Raw genomic sequence first — 16438 nt, forward strand, 5'->3', positions numbered from 1 at the left:
TCACCCGGTTGCCACGCCGCGGGCGGATAATGCGGGCCTATGCCCACGCCCGCTGTTGCCGCCATGAACGAACTCACCCTGGATACCGCCCTGCCCGTGCTCCGCGCTGGCGGGGTTGTGGCGTACCCCACCGAAGCGGTCTGGGGCCTGGGCTGTGATCCGGCCCATGAGGCGGCGGTGATGAAGCTGCTGCAGCTCAAGCAGCGCCCGGTCGAGAAAGGCATGATCCTGGTAGCGGCCGACCTGGCCCAGCTGGACGACTGGGTGCGCCTGCAGGCCTTGCCGGCACAACGCCAGGCCGTGGTGCTGGCCAGCTGGCCCGGCGCGAACACCTGGATCCTGCCGGCCGGCCCGCGCGCACCGCGCTGGATCACCGGCGCGCACAGCGGCATTGCCGTGCGCATCAGCGCGCACCCGTTGGTGGCCGCGTTGTGCCGCGCCTGGGGCGGTCCGCTGGTATCCACCAGTGCCAACCTGGCCGGCAAGCCACCGGCCCGGACCCGGACCGAACTGGACCCCGCGCTGCTGCCACTGCTGGATGGCCTGATCGACGGCGACACCGGCGGCCTGGCCCAGCCCACCCCGATCCGCGACGCGCTCAGCGGGCAGATCCTGCGCAGCTGAGCAGCCCCCATGCCCGCTGTTTTGCGCCGCTGCCGGTAAAGCCGCACACTGGCCCCATGCACCGAACAACCGCCCTGCGCCTGACCCTGCTGTTGTGCTGCGCCAGCGCGCCACTGGCCGCGCAGGACGCCGGCAATGTGCGCGTGTACCGGTGCGTGGGGAGCAACGGCGCGGTGTCGCTACAGGATGCGCCCTGCCGCGACGGGCGCCAGGAAGTGCGCGACATGCAACGTCCGCGCGACCCCGCCCCGCGCGAGGTGCGCAGCGACCGCGATCCTACTGCCACGCCTGCACCGGCCGCGCCGCAGCGCGAGGTGCGCCACGTCTACGTGCAGCCGCCACAGCCGCTGTACGAGTGCGTGCGCGACGACGGCAGCCGCTATACCAGCGACAGCGGCGAGGGCAATCCGCGCTGGGTCCCGATCTGGACCAGCGTGTACCTGCCGTATGGCGGCGGCCATCGCCCACCCGGGGGCGGCCGTCCGCCCCGTCCCCTGCCGCCGATCGCCCCGATGGGGGCCGGCACGGGATCGGGCTCGGTGAGCGCCAGCGGCGGCTCGCTGTCGATCTCCGGCGGCGGCCCGCACGTGGGCGGCAGCCTCAGCGTGGGCAGTGGCAGCACGCACTGGGAAGGCAACCGCGAGGCCTACCCCGGCACCTACACCGACACCGTGGTGCCCACCGGCAACGTGCTGGTGCGCGACGCGTGCAACGCCCTGCCGCAGCAGGAGGTCTGTGCGCGCCTGCAGGACCGTCACTGGGAACTGGTGCGCCAGTACAACAGTGCGCTGCAGGGCCAACGCGACGCGCTCAACCGTGAGCAGCGCAGCGTGGATGCGCGACTGGAACGCGACTGCCGCTAGCACGTGCTTCAATGCGCACTTCGCTACGCCTTGCCGCTTGCTGCCACGACCTGATGCACATCGATTCCCTGCCCCTTTCGCCCTTGATGCGCCGTGTCGCGCCGCGCGGCGGCGTGGCACTGCTAGCAGTGTGGCTGTGCCTGCCCGCCCCGGCGCACGCCGAGGACGTGGTGCTGTTCCGGTGCACCGCCGCCGATGGCGGCCTCACCGTGCAGAACGCACCCTGCCCGCCGGGCACCCAGCAGCGCATCCAGCGCTTCGTCGCGCCGGCCAGCAACGCCGTACCGGCGGCCCCGCCCCCCGCCCCGGTGGCGGCCGCAGTGCCAGCCAGCGCCGATCCGGCCATTGCCACCGGCACCCTGGCACACGCGCCGCTGCCAGTGCTGCAGGCCGGCGATGTGCAGACCTCGGTGGAGGCCGAGGGCACGGCCATCCTGGACAGCGACGTGGTACGCCGCCAGGCCGAGCAGCAGGCCGAAGCAGACGCCGTGGCCAAACAGCCGCTGCCGGAGATCTACGCCTGCCAGGGCCGTGACGGCGGCGGCTACCTGCACGAACGCGAACCGGCGCCGCCGCACTGCGAACTGATGACCGTCACCGGCCTGGGCGGCAACACACCGCTCAACGCGGCCGGTTGCGAAGTGATCCGCGACACGTGCGAGCCCATCGCCGAAGTACAGCGCTGCAACAGCTGGCAGCAGCGCTTCCGCGATGCGCGCGGACGGGAGCGCTTCGCCACGCCGGCAAACGCGGCCCTGGCAGTGGCCGAACGCGAACGCCTGCAGGCCATCCTCGCCAGCAGCGAGTGCCCCATCCCGTAACCATTGGTCGGCTGCGCACCCCATCCCGGTAGAGCCGACCGTTGGTCGGCTGCGCTACCCCATCCCGGTAGAGCCGACCGTTGGTCGGCTGCGCTACCCCATCCCGGTAGAGCCGACCGTTGGTCGGCTGCGCACCCCATCCCGGTAAAGCCGACCGTTGGTCGGCTGCGCCCCCATCCCGGTAGAGCCGACCGTTGGTCGGCTGCGCTATCCCACGTGGGTCGGCCTCAGAACCCGTACCGCAGGAACCCGCCGTCCACCGCGATGCATTCGCCGGTGACGTAACTGGACGCCGGCAGACACAGGAACCCCACCGCGGCCGCCACTTCCTCGGGCTCGCCGATGCGGCGCATCGGGGTGCGGTCGATCACTTCTTCGTAGTAGTCCGGATCGGACAGGGGCCCCGACGTGCGCCGGGTGCGGATGTACCACGGCGCCACCGCGTTGACCCGGATACCGTCTTCGGCCCATTCCACGGCCAGGTTGCGGGTCATCTGGTGCATGGCCGCCTTGGTCATGCCGTACACCGCGCCGCTGCGCACGTGGGTCAGGCCCGACACGCTGCCCACGTTGACGATCGCCGAGGCGGCGTGCCGGGCCAGCAACGGGTGCGCGTAGCGCGACAGCTCGAAGGCCGAGAACAGGTTGGTCTCGAAGATGCCGCGCCATTCGTCTTCGGTGTATTCGGTGGCCGGCTTGGTGATGTTGCCGCCGGCGTTGTTGATCAGCAGGTGCAGGCCATCGCTGTGGTCTTCGACCCAGTCGAGGATCTCGCGGCGGTCTTCGTCGTCGGAGACGTCGGCGGCCAATCCATGGATCTCGCGGTCGGGGAAGGCGTCCACCAGTTCATCGCGGGCCATTTCCAGCGCATCGGGATCGCGCCCGACGATCAACAGGTCCGCGCCGAAACCGGCCAGCTCCCGGGCAATCGCCAGTCCGATGCCGGCACTTGCACCGGTAATCAAAGCGGTCTGCCCATCCAATCGCCAACGTTGCGCGCTCACCTGTTTCTCCTGCGGGGGACCCTGCCCCGTGATGCTGCGCACTGCACCATGCGGTGCGCTGGACGCAGGATAGCGCAGCCCCTGCACGCGGTCCGCCCTGCATGCACGCCGGCGGCGACGGTGCGACACTGTCCTCCCCGGCCCATCAAGGTGCGCTTGCCATGAACATCCGTGTCGTCCTGCCGCTGACCGCGCTGCTGGCCCTGGCCGGCTGCAACCGACCGGTTCCACCGGCGCCGGACAAACCCCCGGAGCCGCAGGCCACTGCACTGCGCGACACCATCCAGCAGCCGCTGGACAAGGCCAAGGCCGCACGCGACCTGCTGGAAAAGGCGCCGGACACCCGCGCCGCCGACGAAGCCGCCAGCGACGACACCCCCGCCGACCGGTAGAGCCACCCCACGGGTGGCTGCCCATGGCGCTGCATCACACCGGTAGAGCCACCCCATGGGTGGCTGCGCGTGGCGCTGCATCACACCGGTAGAGCCACCCCATGGGTGGCTGCGCGTGGCGCTGCATCAGACCGGTAGAGCCACCCATGGGGCGGCTCTACCGGGTCTGGAACCAAAAAAACCCGGCCTTGGCCGGGTTTTTTCATCGCGTGCGCGTCAGCGCATCAGAAGCCGCAGAAGCAGTACGCCAGTGCCTTCACCGGTGCGCTGCCGCGCGGATCGCGGGCCGCGTCTTCGACGAAGCGCAGCTGGGTATCCAGCTCCGGCATCGAACGGGCCAGCATCAGCCGCGCCATGCCCGACTCGCCCAACATCCACGCACCGGCGTGGCTGCCGGCAAAGCCGCTCATGAACTGCGCGAACGGCGTGGCGCCCTTCTCGATGTAGCGCACGCGGACCTTGTCCACCTCGCCCAGCTTGGCGCGCTTGGCCGCATCGGCGACGGCAGCCTTGAGCCCACCGAACTCGTCGACCAGACCGCGTTCCTTGGCCTGCGCACCGCTCCACACGCGACCGCGGGCGACTTCATCGACCGCCTCGACCGGCTTGTTGCGTGCATCGGCCACCTTGCCGGTGAAATCGGCGTAGCCCTTGTTGATCACCGACTGGATCACCTGGCCCACGGCCGGGTCCATCGGACGGGTCATGTCGAACGCGCCGGCGAAGCGCGTGGTGCCCACGCCATCGGTGTGCACGCCGATCTTGTCCAGCGAACGGGCTACGTTCGGGATCATGCCGAAGATGCCGATCGACCCGGTGATGGTCGATGGATCGGCGTAGATGCGATCGGCGTTCATGCTGATCCAGTAACCACCGGAGGCAGCCAGGTCGCCCATCGACACCACCACCGGCTTGCCGGCCGCCTTCAGCGCCACCACTTCGCGGCGGATCTGCTCGGAGGCGAACACTTCACCGCCGGGCGAATCCACGCGCAGCACCACCGCCTTCACGTCCTTGTCGTCGCGGGCTTCGCGCAGCAGGGCCGAGGTCGACACGCCACCGACGCGACCGGCCGGCAGGTCGCCACCGGCGATTTCACCGGCGGCCACGATCACCGCTACCTGCGGACGCGAATCCACCGGCGAGCGGCGGCTGTCCAGCGCGGACAGGTAGGCATCGAGGTTCACGCTGCGGAAGCCGCCGTCGGCGTCTTCGTCAGCAACGCCGCGATCGGTAAGCAGGTCGTCCACTTCCTCGCGCGTTTTCAGCCCGTCCACCAGCTTCTGCTGCAGGGCGAACTTGGCCAGGTCGCCACCGGCGGCGGCGATCCCTTCGGGCATGGTGTCGATGCCGGCGGCCAGCTGCGCGGCGTCAAGCTTGCGCGCCTTGGCGATGTCGGCCAGGTAGCGCTGCCACACATCGTTCATCCAGAACAGGTCGGCTTCCTTGGCCTGCGGCGAGGCGGCGTCGAGCACGTACGGCTCGGCGGCGGACTTGTATTCGCCCACCTTGAACAGATGCACGTCCACACCGAGCTTGTCCTGCAGGCCGGTGCGGAAGTACTGGCGGTAACGGCCAAGGCCTTCCAGCACCACGCCGCCCATCGGGTCCAGGTAGACCTCGTCGGCCTGCGCGGCCAGCAGGTACTGCGACTGGCTCATGTTCTCGCTGAAGGCCACCACCTGCTTGCCGGCGGCGCGCAGTTCCTGCAGTGCGCCAGCCACTTCACGCATCGAGGCAAAGCCGCTGGGCTGCAGCTTGTCCAGCTCCAGCACCACGCGCTCGATCTTCTTGTCGGTGCGGGCCGCGTCGAGGGCGCGGATCAGGTCGCGCAGCTGCACTTCCTCGGCGCTGTTGTCACCGATCGCCTTGGACAGCGCGCGGCTGACCGGGTCGGCGCTGAACTGCTCGACCAGCCGGCCTTCCGGCGCGATCACCAGGGTGGTGCGGTCCTGCAATGCATTGCCGGAGCTGGCGCCCTTGCCCATCGCCACGACGAACAGGATCAGGATCAACAACAGCAGGCCGAAGAAGACCAGGTTGAGGATCAGCCTGCGGGTAAAGTTCATCACATCCCACAGCCCGATGAAGAAGCTGGCGACGGGATTGCGACGCGCGGGTTGGTTCATGGGGAAAACTCCAGTTGGCTTCTTGCCGTAATGCCAGCATAGCCGGTGCCGGGCAGACCGGCATCGGACACAAGTAAGGGGGTCGTCAGGCGGCGGGCGGCAACGCCAGGCCGACCCGGCGGCTGCTGACGCGCAGGCGCCAGGCCATCAGGATGGCGGCGGCGGTCAGGCCCAGGATCAGGCCCAGCCACATGCCCTGCGGTCCCATGCCCAGGCCAAGGCCCAGACCGGCACCGAGCGGCATGCCCAGGCCCCAGTACGAGAACATGGCGATGAACATCGGCACGCGGGTGTCCTTGAGCCCGCGCAGCGCGCCGGCCGAGAGCACCTGCACGCCATCGGGGAACTGGAACGCCGCGGCGTACAGCAGCAGCGTGGAGGCCAGCGCGGCCACGCCCATGTCGGCGGTATACACCCCGACGATGGCGTCATGGCCGAACAGCAGCACCAGGGCCGACAGCGTCTGGGTGCCCAGGATGATCACCAGGCCGGCAATCGCCGCCCGGCGCACGCCCAGCCCGTTGCCGCTGCCCACCGCATGGCCCACGCGCACGGTGGTGGCTTCGGCCACGCCCATCGGGATCATGAAGCACAGCTGCGCCACGTTGATGGCGATCTGGTGCGAGGCCGCTTCGGTGGCCCCCAGGCGACCGATCAGCAGCGCGGTGACGATGAACAGCCCGCCTTCCATCAGCACGGTGATGCCGATCGGCAGGCCGGTGCGCAGCAGGTCCCAGATCGCGGCCCAGCGCGGCGGCTCGAAGTGCGAGAACAGCTGCAGGTGCGCGAACCGCTTGGTTTTCCACAGGTAGCCGGCAAAGCACAGCGCCTGGATCCACATCATGGTTGCCGAGGCGATGCCCAGCCCTTCGGCGCCCATTTCCGGGAAGCCGAACTTGCCGTAGCAGAGGATGTAACCCAGCGGCGCCAGGATCACCAGGCCGCCGAAGCCCAGGATCATGGTCGGCAGCGTCCAGTGCATGCCCTCGCTGAGGTAGCGCATGCAGAAGTACAGCGTCAGCGCCGGACCGCCCCAACGCACGGCATGCAGGAACGCGGTGGCACCGGGCACGATGTCCGGGGCGATGCCGAACGCCGGCAGCAGCGGCGGCACCACCGTGAGGAAGGTGAACATGATCAGGCCCAGGCCGAGCGCCAGCCACAGTGCCTGGCGGAACAGCGGGCCGATCTCACGCTCGCGCCCAGCGCCATGCAGCTGCGACACCGAGGCGGTGAGCGAGATCAGGGTGCCGATCGGGATCAGCATCGGCAGCCACAGCAGCGCGGTGCCGATGGTGACGGCAGCCAGCGTCTGGGTGCCGTGGTGGCCGGCGATGACGTTGTCGACGAAGGAGATCAGGCCGGTGGAAACATGGCCCAGCACCAGCGGCAGCGCGAGCAGGCCGGTGGCGCGCACTTCCTGGGAAAGGCGCGGCGTAGGAGAAGCGATGGACATGGGGATCACGTACGGCAACTGCGGCAGCGCGCGGAGGGCACAGGCACCGGGTTGCGGCCGGTCATCTTACGCGCGTGGCACGGCAAAACCCACGACCGGGGGTGAATGTGCGGTTTGCGACACGATGGCGCCGCCGCCACGCTCGCACCTGGCGATGCGCGGCGGCGGGAATGCGCTCAATGCCCGACGTTCTGCTTCAACCACGCGTCGCGGGCGCCGGGGGCGAGCGCGAGGAACTGGCTGCGGACCTGGTCGCGCTCCTGCGGCGGCGTGCGCTGGGCCACCAGGCTGAGCTGGGCCAGCTGGTCCAGGCTGAGCTGGCGCAGGATGGCCAACGCCGGTTCGCGCTGCTCGGCCGGCAGGTAGCCGAACAATCCCTGCAGCTTGGGGAAGGCCTGGCCCAGTTGCGGTCCCAGCAGCCAGCCGTCGCGGAAGCGCTGGTCCTGCGCGTCGAAACGCGCGCGCAACGCCTGTTGCTGGGCCGGTGGCAAGGCGGCCATGCGCTGCGCGGCATCGCGGATGCGCGCCCGCTCCGCCGCCGGCAGGCCCTGCCAGGCGGCGTAGCGACGGCGCAGCTCCTGCAGCTGGGCCGGGTCGAGCGCGGCGCGGGTGGTCGGAATGGCCGCCGCGGTGGCTGGCGTGGCGACGGCCGGCGCCGCCGTGTCGCGGTCGGGCAACGGCAGCGGTTGCGAGGCGGCGTTGGCCAACGCGGGCAAGGCCAGCAGCAGCGCCACGCGCAGGAGGAGTTTATTCATCGGTGCTGGTCTCCAACCCGGCCGCCGCCGCTTCCGGGCGGCTGGGCTGCGGCTGTGATTCATCCACCGGCACCGGGCCGCCAGCGGCCGACCAGGCATACAGGTCGGCATCGCGCGCCAGCGGCAGGTCCGGGTCGGCCAGCATGGCCGCGTCGGTGGCGGCATGGGCCGGGTCGGCCGGCGCGGTCACGGGCACGTCGTCGGCCGGCAGGGCTTCCACCTGCACCGGGCCGGTGTCTGCAACGGCGCCGTCGGGTGCGCTGGCGGCCGGGTCGGTCGCGGTGCGGGCATGTTTCCACCAGGCTGCCCCGCCCAGCAGTACGCCGGCGGTGACCGCCACGATCAACAGCCCCTTCCAGGGGAGCCGGCGCCCGCCCTTGCGGCGCGCACGGGCACGGGCCGGCGTGGCGTCGGCCTTGTGCGGGGTGCGCCAGGAGGCGGCATCGTGGTTGGCTGGGGGCGGCGCGGCCACCGGCTGCTGCAGCTTCTGCAGGCGTGACAGCGGCAGGTCGCGCAGGCGCTGCTGCACCTGTTCGGCCAACGCGCGCCAGCCGGTCGCATCGGGATGGCCGTGCGCATCGCGCGGGCAGGCGTCGGCCAGTGCCTGCTGGTAGTCGGCCACGGGCAGGTCGAGGATCTGCGCGGCAGCCGCTTCGTCCAGCCCACCGCCGATGCGCAGCAGCAGCGCAAGCCGTGCTGGCGGCGGCAGGGCCTGCAGGTGGCCAAGCCCTGCCTCCCAGCGCCCGCCCTCGGCCGGCATGCGGATGGGGGTGCGGTGGGCCAGCAGGATCCAGAAACGGTCGGGCCATTGCGCCATCGGCACGTCGCTGGCGATACCGGCGAACGCCCGCATCACGGCCACCAGGGCCTGTTCGGCCACGGCCGGGTCACCGCACTGCAGCTCGGCCACCACCAGGGCACGGCGTTCAACGCCGCGCAGGAACGCCGACAGCGCGCCGGCTGCGGTAGAAGAAAGGGGGGCCGTCGCAGCCGTCATAGCAACTCCATCATTTGCGGAAATGATAGCGATTGCGCGGCCGATCCGGCGTGCCGATATGGGCAGCGTGTGAAGACGGGGCAGCCAGATTGCCGCTGTCATGGGCGCAGGTTGTGCACAGCATCAAGGAAAACCCGGGTACAACGGGGTGTGATAGCCATGAGATGCATGTTTCAGCTTTGTTTCACAGCTATCTAATTGAATTTAATGGATATTGTTGTGTGGCTATTTTTTGACCAAGTTGAGGGAGAGGTCGGAACTTCCTGACGCACGGCCCGGAGATCAAGAGTGGCGCACAGACTTATCCACAGAAGATGTGGATAAGCCTGAATCTCTCGACGGGACAGATATTTAGCCGCTATTTAGGTTCGCGCCGAGAGATCCGCAAGCGTGTTCACGGTCGCTGCCGGGGCGTGGGCGGGCCGCTACACTGCTGCGATGCCCAGTTCCGATCCGGCCCCCACCCTGTCGCTGACCGGTGGCCCCGCTCCCCAGCTGAATGCGCCGACCGTGCAGGTTGCGCTGCCACTGCCCCTGCCCCAGTGGTTCGATTACGCCCCGCCGCCGGGCGAGCCGCCGCATGCCGGCATGGTCGGGCGCCGGGTGCGGGTGCCGTTCGGTTCGCGCGAGCTGGTCGGGGTAGTCGCGGGCATCGGCGTGGTGGCCGATGGCGGCACGCTGCGCACCGCGCTGGACTGGATCGATGCCGAACCGCTGCTGGGCGGCGAGGTGTGGACCTCGTTGCAGTGGCTGGCGCGCTACACCCATGCCCCGCTCGGCGAGGTGGTCAGCACCGCCCTGCCGGCACCGCTGCGGCGTGGCGAGGCGGTACCCGCCACCCACCGCTGGGGCTGGCAGCTGACCGCCGACGGCCACGCGCAGCGCGCGCGCCTGCGTGCCGGCACCCGCCCGCAGCGGTTGGGCGCGCTGCTGGCCGAGGGCGTGGTGGATGAAGACGTGCTGGACGCCCGCATGGAGGACTGGCGCAGCGCGGCCCGTGCCCTGGCCAAGCGCGGCGTGGTCGAACGGATCGCGCTGGACCATCAGGTGCCCGTTGCGCAGGCCAGCGACGGACCGCCGCCCAACCCCGAGCAGGCCGCCGCGATTGCGGCGATCACCGGTGCCCGTGGCTTCGGCGCCTATCTGCTGGACGGGGTGACCGGCAGCGGCAAGACCGAGGTGTACCTGCAGGCGATCGTGGACTGCCTGGCACGCGGCAGACAGGCGCTGGTGCTGGTGCCGGAAATCGGCCTGACCCCGCAGACCCTGTCGCGCTTCCGCACTCGCCTGGGCATTCCGGTACACGTGCTGCATTCCGGTTTGAACGACAACGAACGCGCACGCGTATGGGCCGCGGCCGCGCGCGGCGAGGCGCAGGTGATCGTGGGCACGCGCTCGGCGATCTTCACCCCGTTGCCCAACGCCGGGCTGATCGTGGTGGATGAAGAACACGACGGCAGCTACAAGCAGCAGGATGGCATCCGCTACCACGCGCGCGATTTCGCCCTGGTGCGGGCCAAGGCGCTGGATGTGCCGGTGGTGCTGGGCAGCGCCACGCCGTCGCTGGAATCGCTGCACAACGCGCAGGCCGGCCGCTACACCCACCTGCGCCTGAAGGTACGCGCCGGCGATGCGCGCCCGCCGCGGGTGCGCGTGCTGGACGTGCGCAAGCGGCCGCTGCGTGATGGGCTGTCGCCGGAGGTGCTGCAGGGCATTGCCGAGCACCTGCAGGCCGGCCACCAGGTGCTGGTGTTCAAGAACCGCCGCGGCTATGCGCCGGTGCTGCTGTGCCACGACTGTGGCTGGACCGCGCCGTGCCAGCGCTGCGACGCACCGATGACGGTGCACGCCGGCGGCCGGCGCCTGCAGTGCCACCACTGCGGCGCGCGCCAGTCCGCGCCGTTGGCCTGCCCCGATTGCGGCAGCCTGGCGCTGCAGCCGCAGGGCATTGGCACCGAGCGCCTGGAAGAACATCTGGTCGAGGCCTTCGCCGATTACCCGGTGATCCGCATCGACCGTGGCACCACCAGCCGCCGCGACGCGCTGGAAACCCAACTGGCGGCGCTGGGCGACCGCGCAGGCATCCTGGTCGGCACGCAGATCCTGGCCAAGGGCCACGACCTGCCCAAGCTGACGCTGGTGGTAGTGGTGGGTATCGATGAGGGCCTGTTCTCGGCCGATTTCCGCGCCAGCGAGAAGCTGGCCCAGCAGTTGATCCAGGTGGCCGGGCGTGCCGGGCGCGCCACCGATCCGGGCGAGGTATGGCTGCAGACCCACCACCCCGGGCACCCGTTGCTGGAAACGCTGGTCAATGGTGGCTACCACGCCTTTGCCGAAGCGGAGTTGCAGCAGCGCGAAGCGGCCGGCTTTCCGCCGTTCGCGCACCTGGCGCTGCTGCGCGCCGAGTCGCAGCAGGTGGAGCATGCCAACGCGATGCTCAGCGCGGTGCGCGGGTTGATTCCTGACGATGCCGCGGTGGAGCGTTACGGCCCGATGCCGGCCCCGATGCCGCGCCGCGCCGGGTACCAGCGCACGCAGCTGTTGTTGTCAGCGCCCGCACGCCGGCCGCTGCACGGCGTACTGGACCTGATCACACCGCAGATTCACGCGCTGCCGCAGGCACGCAAGGTGCGCTGGTCGCTGGATGTGGACCCGACGGATCTCTACTAGGGCCATGTGCGGACCAACGGTCCGCAACTACCATGTACCGCCGCCGACCGTTGGTCGGCACGGCGCGTCAGGTCAACGCGGTCATGACGCCGCGCTGGTACGCCGGGCGCTGCTTGAGGCGCTCGTACCAGGCCGCCAGGTGCGGCAACTGCGGGCGCTGGATCGGCATTTCGAACCAGGCATAGATGAAGGCGCCCAGCGGGATGTCGCCCATGGCGAAGTCATCGCCGGACAGCCACGGCTGCCGCGACAACGCGTCGTCAGCCATGGCCAGCAGGTCGCCCGAGCGCACCAGCGCGGTAGCGATGCGCGCTTCATCGCGGTCGGCCGGGGCGGTACGCAGGGTGCCCCAGAACAGGTCGCGGAATACGCCGGAGAAGGCGGAGGTGGTCCAGTCCATCCACTTCTCCGACTGCGCGCGCGCCACCACGTCTTCGGGGTACAGGGTGCCCAGCGCATAGCGCGCGGCCAGGTAACGCACGATGGTGTTGGATTCCCACAGCGGCAGGCCATGGTCTTCGATCAACGGGACCAGGCCGTTGGGATTCATCGCCCGGTACTCCGGCGACTGGGTGCCGCCAAACGCACCGCCGACCTGGATCGACTCGTAGGGCACGGCGATTTCCTCGGCACACCAGAGGACTTTGCGCACGTTGCTCGAATTGTGGCGGCCCCAGATCTTCAGCATGGTTGGTTTCCCGGTTCGGACAGAAGCGGTGCCACAGCACCGCGCAGTGGCGCTACGATACGCCGGTCGGCGGCGTGGCCGTCACCTCATGGACGAAATGCAATGTTTGCGCAGATCCTCGAAATCAGTCTGTTGTGCCTGGGTATCGTGCTGCTGGTCGTGGGCTACCGCCGTCATCATCGCAACCTGATGCTGGCCGCCGCGCTGGTGCTGATGTCGTTCGGCACGCTGCAGGATTTTGGCCGCGGCGTCATCGACGGCTACCAGCAGTCCGACGCGCGCACGCTGTCGGTGGTGCACGCCACGCACTGACCGGCACCTCGCCCTGCATCACTTGGCCGCCTTGGCCGCGCCCTTCTTCGGCAGCGCGCGCACGTAGGTGGATTTGCCGTCCTTCTTCATTTCGAACAGGCCGGTGGCGGCCAGCAGTTCGCTGAGCTTGCCGTAGCCGTAGTTGCGCGAATCGAACGAGGCCTGGTTGCCGATCTGGCTGCCCACCGGGCCCAGGTGCGACCAGCCATCGTCGGCTTCGGCCGAGGCCACCGCGCTGCGCAGCATCTGCACCAGACGGGTGTCGCTGCGCAGCTCGGGGCCACTCTTGCGCGGCCGGGTTTCCTCGTTGCCGTGCTCCACCTCGGGGTCGGCGGCCAGGTCCTGTCCCAGCGCTTCCAGGTAGGTGAACTTGGAGCAGGCATTGACGAAGGGCTCGGGGGTTTTCTTCTCCCCGAACCCGTACACCTTGACCCCGTCGGTAAGCAGGCGCATCACCAGCGGGGTGAAGTCGGCATCGCTGGAGACGATCGCAAACCCATCCAGGTTGCGTGCGTACAGCAGGTCCATGCCATCGATCACCATGGCCATGTCCGAGGCGTTCTTGCCCCGGCTGTAGGCGAACTGCTGGATCGGGCGGATCGCGTAGGCATGCAGCACCGATTCCCAGCCTTTTAGCGCCGGGCTCTTCCAGTTGCCATAGGCACGGCGCACGTTGGCCACGCCATAGCGCGCCACCTCGGCCAGCACCACGTCGATCTTCGACGACGGCGCGTTGTCGGCATCGATCAGCAGGGCGATGCGCTTTTCCGGTTCGGTCATGTCAGCCTCCACAGCGATGCGACCACGGCCATGCGCCAGCGCGACGGCCCCTGAACCCAGTATCTGTCATCCGCGTGAACATCGTGCTTCACGTGCGACGATATGCCGCGTCGACCATGAACCCATGGGCCGGACGGCCGGCCCCCGCCAAGGAGTCCCTGCATGACCCGCGATACCCTGCCCCACCTGGTGATCATCGGTGGAGGCTTCGCCGGCCTCTGGGCCACCCGGGCATTGGCCAGCGCGCGCGTGCGCATCACCCTGGTAGACCGTCGCAACCACCATCTGTTCCAGCCGCTGCTGTACCAGGTGGCCACCGCCGGGCTGTCGGCACCGGATATCGCCGCGCCCCTGCGCCACATCCTGGGCGACCAGCGCAATGTGGAAGTGCGCCTGGGCGAAGTGACCTCGATCGACAAGCAGGCCCGGCAGATCACCCTGGCCGATGGCAGCCACCTGGGCTACGACACGCTGATGCTGTGCACCGGCGCCACCCACGCCTACTTCGGCCACGACGAATGGGCCGCCGATGCGCCCGGGCTGAAAACCCTGGACGATGCCATCGCGCTGCGCCGCAAGCTGCTGCTGGCCTTCGAGCGCGCCGAGGCCGAGCCCGATCCCGCCCGCAAGGCCGCCTGGCTCAGCTTCGCGGTGGTCGGCGGCGGCCCCACGGGCGTGGAACTGGCCGGCACCCTGGCCGAGATTGCCCGGCATACCCTGCGCAACGAGTTCCGCCACATCGATCCGGCCAGCGCCAAGGTGCGCCTGGTGGAAGCCGGCCCGCGCGTGCTGTCGACCTTCCCCGAGGTGCTGTCGTTGAAGGCGCGCCGCCAGCTCGAAAAACTGGGCGTGGAAGTGCTCACCGGTACGCCGGTCAGCGACATCAACGGCGACGGCTTCCAGCTGGGCAACCAGTTCGTGCCGGCGCGCACCGTGGTGTGGGCCGCCGGCGTGGCCGCCTCGCCGCTGGCACGCACACTGGCGGTGCCGCTGGACCGCGCCGGCCGCGTGCCGGTACAGCCGGACCTGACCATCGAAGGCCACCCGGAGATCTTCGTCGCCGGCGACCTGGCCGCGCTCAGCCAGGCCGACGGCCGGCCGGTGCCCGGCGTGGCGCCTGCGGCCAAGCAGATGGGCAAGCACGTGGCGGCGATCATCCGCGCGCGGCTGGAGGACAAACCGGCGCCGGGCCCGTTCAAGTACCAGGACTTCGGCAACCTGGCCACGATCGGGCGCATGGCGGCCATCGTGCACCTGGGCCGGCTGCAGTTGTCCGGCGTGCTGGCCTGGTGGTTCTGGCTGGCCGCGCACGTGTTCTTCCTGATCGGCTTCCGCAACCGCATCGTGGTGCTGCTCAACTGGGCGGTGGCGTATTGGAGCTACCAGCGCAGTGCGCGGATCATCTTCGGGGATGACCGTGAGGACCGCAGGCCGAAGCTGCCCAGCGACACCCCGCCGCCGCCATGACCCCGGCGATGCTCACCCCGCCGGCAGACGGGAAACGGAGATGGGCGGCTTGCGAAGTCGGCGCAGGCTGGCGCCGATGGCGTCCGGTTCGGTACATGGCATGCCCGCGTCAACCAGCTCCCCGCGCCAGATCGCCAGGCTGTCGAACAGACGCTGCAGCAGGAAGGCGCAGGCCTTGGGCGCGTCGAAACAGCCGTTCACGTCGTGTTCGTCGAAGCCACGGGTGTCCGCTGCCAGAAGCGCGTCCACGCTGATGCGCGAACCGCGTAGGGCTGCGTATTCGCGGAAGAAGCGCTCCACCTGGCGCTGGATGGTACGTGCCCACAGCGTGCGGTGCAGGGTGTGCTCACCGTCGCCGACCAGTGCCGCAGTCAGTGGCTGCATGTACGGCACGCAGTTGCCGCTGGTCCAGTTGCCCAGGATCGCTTTCACCAGCGCGGTGTATTCCTTGCTTGCCAACCAGGCGTCCCTGACGGCCTCGTAAGCCATCTGCATGCGCTGGGCGTGGTCGTGTTCGTCGCCGTCGCGCATCACTGCGCCCATTTCTTTATGGAACCTCGCTGTTCCCACTCCCGCCTCCCTGGCGCGTCGTCATTGGATTGCCCCACGCATGGCGTGGCGGCGAAGCGGCGGTGGGCCACCGCTGGCTGCGCCAGGATGTTGCCTGCACGCAGCGTCACTCAGGAATCGATGCTGCCCAGCTCGGCGACCCCATTGCAGAACGCCACGGTGAAGATCGGCCCCTGTTCCGATACCAGCTGGATGTCCCATGGGTTGCCGGGGTCGGCGTCCAGCGGCACGCTCACCGAGCACAGCTGCATCACCAGCGGCCACGCACGGGGCAAGGGTTCTCCGAAGTACTGCGCATACGCCGGACCGATCACCGCCTGCACGTCGTCCAGTATCCACGTTGGCTCGTCGATGAGCCGGCGCAGGAACGCGATCTGCGCCTCACTGGGGGGCGCCTTGTCGATGACATGGAAACTGGCCAGTACGACCCCGTCCTCCTCCTCTTCGGGCGCCTGGATCCAATGGTGGCTGTCATTGGAACCGGTCAGCAGTTCAAGCCGGCCCAGTTGAGGGTGCTCGAGGAACTCGGGGCCGCGAAACAGGCGCGAGAACAGGCCCATCAGCTTTCCATCGCGATCGTGTCGACCTCGCCAGCTTCATCGAAGTGCACCGATACCACGTAGTTGGTGACGTCGCCCGGCAGGGTGAAATCGAAGTACTCGCTCTCGTTTTCGCCCCAGGCCGACTTGAATTCCAGCAGGCCGATGATGGCGGCCGGCGTCGGCGCAACGTCGCCGAGGTGCTGCTGCCAATAGCTGGCCGGCAGCTCGTCGCGGTGGTGGTCGGCGAACAGATCCACGCCGTCTTCGCCGGCTTCGGTGCCCACGGCCTGCTGGATGGCAGCCAGTGCCTGCGCCTGTCGTTGTGCGGTTGTATCGGTCATGTGCTTTCCTTGTCTGTGGGGTGCAAT

Annotated in this window: 17 protein-coding genes; 7 read left to right on the forward strand and 10 right to left on the reverse strand. The window is 69.3% G+C overall.

All coding sequences use genetic code 11. The annotated features are described in order from the left end of the window. Window positions 1–63 precede the first annotated feature (63 nt). Genes tsaC through ACZ0AE_RS17815 form a run of 3 tightly spaced genes read left to right on the forward strand, consistent with a single transcriptional unit; the run spans window position 64 to window position 2308 of the window. Entirely contained in the window at window positions 64–624 is a 561-nt protein-coding gene (gene tsaC / locus ACZ0AE_RS17805; protein ID WP_141057678.1) for an L-threonylcarbamoyladenylate synthase type 1 TsaC, read from the forward strand. Between the two features lie 56 nt (window positions 625–680). Next, window positions 681–1487 carry a DUF4124 domain-containing protein gene (locus ACZ0AE_RS17810; protein ID WP_463601764.1) on the forward strand — a complete coding sequence of 269 codons (807 nt, stop codon included), beginning with the start codon at window positions 681–683 and terminating at the stop codon, window positions 1485–1487. A 53-nt stretch (window positions 1488–1540) separates the two neighbouring features. Further along, window positions 1541–2308, forward strand: a complete 768-nt coding sequence (locus tag ACZ0AE_RS17815) for a hypothetical protein (RefSeq protein ID WP_463601765.1) — start codon at window positions 1541–1543, stop codon at window positions 2306–2308. Window positions 2309–2535: 227 nt separating this feature from the next. Here the strand turns inward: ACZ0AE_RS17815 and ACZ0AE_RS17820 are convergent, their stop codons facing one another. Continuing rightward, a complete protein-coding gene (locus tag ACZ0AE_RS17820; protein ID WP_038691757.1) occupies window positions 2536–3312 on the reverse strand; it encodes an SDR family oxidoreductase in 777 nt (258 codons plus the stop codon). A 161-nt stretch (window positions 3313–3473) separates the two neighbouring features. Here ACZ0AE_RS17820 and ACZ0AE_RS17825 point away from each other — a divergent pair, with 161 nt between their 5' ends. Further along, window positions 3474–3704: a hypothetical protein gene (locus tag ACZ0AE_RS17825; protein WP_038685968.1), complete on the forward strand. Its 231-nt coding sequence runs from the start codon at window positions 3474–3476 to the stop codon at window positions 3702–3704. Between the two features lie 224 nt (window positions 3705–3928). On the opposite strand, the gene sppA is transcribed toward ACZ0AE_RS17825, so the two are convergent. The 4 genes from sppA to ACZ0AE_RS17845 form a co-directional block, all read right to left on the reverse strand. Continuing rightward, on the reverse strand, window positions 3929–5833 hold the full coding sequence (sppA, locus tag ACZ0AE_RS17830; RefSeq protein ID WP_038685967.1) for a signal peptide peptidase SppA: 1905 nt from the start codon (window positions 5831–5833) through the stop codon (window positions 3929–3931). Window positions 5834–5918: 85 nt separating this feature from the next. After that, window positions 5919–7289: an MATE family efflux transporter gene (locus ACZ0AE_RS17835; RefSeq protein WP_313245875.1), complete on the reverse strand. Its 1371-nt coding sequence runs from the start codon at window positions 7287–7289 to the stop codon at window positions 5919–5921. A 176-nt stretch (window positions 7290–7465) separates the two neighbouring features. Beyond that, window positions 7466–8044: a DUF3106 domain-containing protein gene (locus ACZ0AE_RS17840; protein WP_038685962.1), complete on the reverse strand. Its 579-nt coding sequence runs from the start codon at window positions 8042–8044 to the stop codon at window positions 7466–7468. Then, window positions 8037–9041 carry a hypothetical protein gene (locus ACZ0AE_RS17845; protein WP_463601766.1) on the reverse strand — a complete coding sequence of 335 codons (1005 nt, stop codon included), beginning with the start codon at window positions 9039–9041 and terminating at the stop codon, window positions 8037–8039. The genes ACZ0AE_RS17840 and ACZ0AE_RS17845 overlap by 8 nt, the downstream gene beginning before the upstream one ends. Window positions 9042–9536: 495 nt before the next feature. Between ACZ0AE_RS17845 and ACZ0AE_RS17850 the strand changes: the two genes are divergently transcribed. Then, window positions 9537–11711 carry a primosomal protein N' gene (locus tag ACZ0AE_RS17850; RefSeq protein WP_463602112.1) on the forward strand — a complete coding sequence of 725 codons (2175 nt, stop codon included), beginning with the start codon at window positions 9537–9539 and terminating at the stop codon, window positions 11709–11711. Between the two features lie 67 nt (window positions 11712–11778). Here the strand turns inward: ACZ0AE_RS17850 and ACZ0AE_RS17855 are convergent, their stop codons facing one another. After that, complete coding sequence (locus tag ACZ0AE_RS17855) at window positions 11779–12399, reverse strand: glutathione S-transferase family protein (RefSeq protein ID WP_038685958.1); 621 nt, start codon at window positions 12397–12399, stop codon at window positions 11779–11781. Window positions 12400–12501: 102 nt separating this feature from the next. Between ACZ0AE_RS17855 and ACZ0AE_RS17860 the strand changes: the two genes are divergently transcribed. Further along, window positions 12502–12711 carry a hypothetical protein gene (locus ACZ0AE_RS17860; protein WP_038685955.1) on the forward strand — a complete coding sequence of 70 codons (210 nt, stop codon included), beginning with the start codon at window positions 12502–12504 and terminating at the stop codon, window positions 12709–12711. A gap of 18 nt (window positions 12712–12729) precedes the next feature. On the opposite strand, the gene ACZ0AE_RS17865 is transcribed toward ACZ0AE_RS17860, so the two are convergent. Further along, entirely contained in the window at window positions 12730–13491 is a 762-nt protein-coding gene (locus ACZ0AE_RS17865) for an NYN domain-containing protein (RefSeq protein WP_038685954.1), read from the reverse strand. 162 nt (window positions 13492–13653) lie between these two features. Between ACZ0AE_RS17865 and ACZ0AE_RS17870 the strand changes: the two genes are divergently transcribed. Continuing rightward, entirely contained in the window at window positions 13654–14958 is a 1305-nt protein-coding gene (locus ACZ0AE_RS17870; protein ID WP_463601767.1) for an NAD(P)/FAD-dependent oxidoreductase, read from the forward strand. Between the two features lie 12 nt (window positions 14959–14970). On the opposite strand, the gene ACZ0AE_RS17875 is transcribed toward ACZ0AE_RS17870, so the two are convergent. The 3 genes from ACZ0AE_RS17875 to ACZ0AE_RS17885 all read right to left on the reverse strand — a co-directional run bounded on the left by ACZ0AE_RS17875 (window position 14971) and on the right by ACZ0AE_RS17885 (window position 16411). Further along, window positions 14971–15501, reverse strand: coding sequence for a hypothetical protein (locus ACZ0AE_RS17875; RefSeq protein ID WP_463601768.1), 531 nt, complete (start codon window positions 15499–15501; stop codon window positions 14971–14973). A gap of 137 nt (window positions 15502–15638) precedes the next feature. Beyond that, window positions 15639–16088, reverse strand: a complete 450-nt coding sequence (locus ACZ0AE_RS17880; protein WP_463601769.1) for a hypothetical protein — start codon at window positions 16086–16088, stop codon at window positions 15639–15641. Continuing rightward, window positions 16088–16411, reverse strand: coding sequence for a DUF2004 domain-containing protein (locus ACZ0AE_RS17885; RefSeq protein ID WP_463601770.1), 324 nt, complete (start codon window positions 16409–16411; stop codon window positions 16088–16090). Before ACZ0AE_RS17885 ends, ACZ0AE_RS17880 begins: the two co-directional genes overlap by 1 nt. Window positions 16412–16438 lie beyond the last annotated feature (27 nt).

This window comes from Stenotrophomonas sp. AC248, assembly GCF_979258185.1.

Coding starts and splice junctions, on each gene's coding strand:
- tsaC (WP_141057678.1), top strand. CDS start 64: ATGAACGAACTCACCCTGGATACCGCCCTGCCCGTGCTCCGCGCTGGC.
- ACZ0AE_RS17810 (WP_463601764.1), top strand. CDS start 681: ATGCACCGAACAACCGCCCTGCGCCTGACCCTGCTGTTGTGCTGCGCC.
- ACZ0AE_RS17815 (WP_463601765.1), top strand. CDS start 1,541: ATGCACATCGATTCCCTGCCCCTTTCGCCCTTGATGCGCCGTGTCGCG.
- ACZ0AE_RS17825 (WP_038685968.1), top strand. CDS start 3,474: ATGAACATCCGTGTCGTCCTGCCGCTGACCGCGCTGCTGGCCCTGGCC.
- sppA (WP_038685967.1), bottom strand. CDS start 5,833: ATGAACCAACCCGCGCGTCGCAATCCCGTCGCCAGCTTCTTCATCGGG.
- ACZ0AE_RS17835 (WP_313245875.1), bottom strand. CDS start 7,289: ATGTCCATCGCTTCTCCTACGCCGCGCCTTTCCCAGGAAGTGCGCGCC.
- ACZ0AE_RS17840 (WP_038685962.1), bottom strand. CDS start 8,044: ATGAATAAACTCCTCCTGCGCGTGGCGCTGCTGCTGGCCTTGCCCGCG.
- ACZ0AE_RS17845 (WP_463601766.1), bottom strand. CDS start 9,041: ATGACGGCTGCGACGGCCCCCCTTTCTTCTACCGCAGCCGGCGCGCTG.
- ACZ0AE_RS17855 (WP_038685958.1), bottom strand. CDS start 12,399: ATGCTGAAGATCTGGGGCCGCCACAATTCGAGCAACGTGCGCAAAGTC.
- ACZ0AE_RS17860 (WP_038685955.1), top strand. CDS start 12,502: ATGTTTGCGCAGATCCTCGAAATCAGTCTGTTGTGCCTGGGTATCGTG.
- ACZ0AE_RS17865 (WP_038685954.1), bottom strand. CDS start 13,491: ATGACCGAACCGGAAAAGCGCATCGCCCTGCTGATCGATGCCGACAAC.
- ACZ0AE_RS17870 (WP_463601767.1), top strand. CDS start 13,654: ATGACCCGCGATACCCTGCCCCACCTGGTGATCATCGGTGGAGGCTTC.
- ACZ0AE_RS17875 (WP_463601768.1), bottom strand. CDS start 15,501: ATGGGCGCAGTGATGCGCGACGGCGACGAACACGACCACGCCCAGCGC.
- ACZ0AE_RS17880 (WP_463601769.1), bottom strand. CDS start 16,088: ATGGGCCTGTTCTCGCGCCTGTTTCGCGGCCCCGAGTTCCTCGAGCAC.
- ACZ0AE_RS17885 (WP_463601770.1), bottom strand. CDS start 16,411: ATGACCGATACAACCGCACAACGACAGGCGCAGGCACTGGCTGCCATC.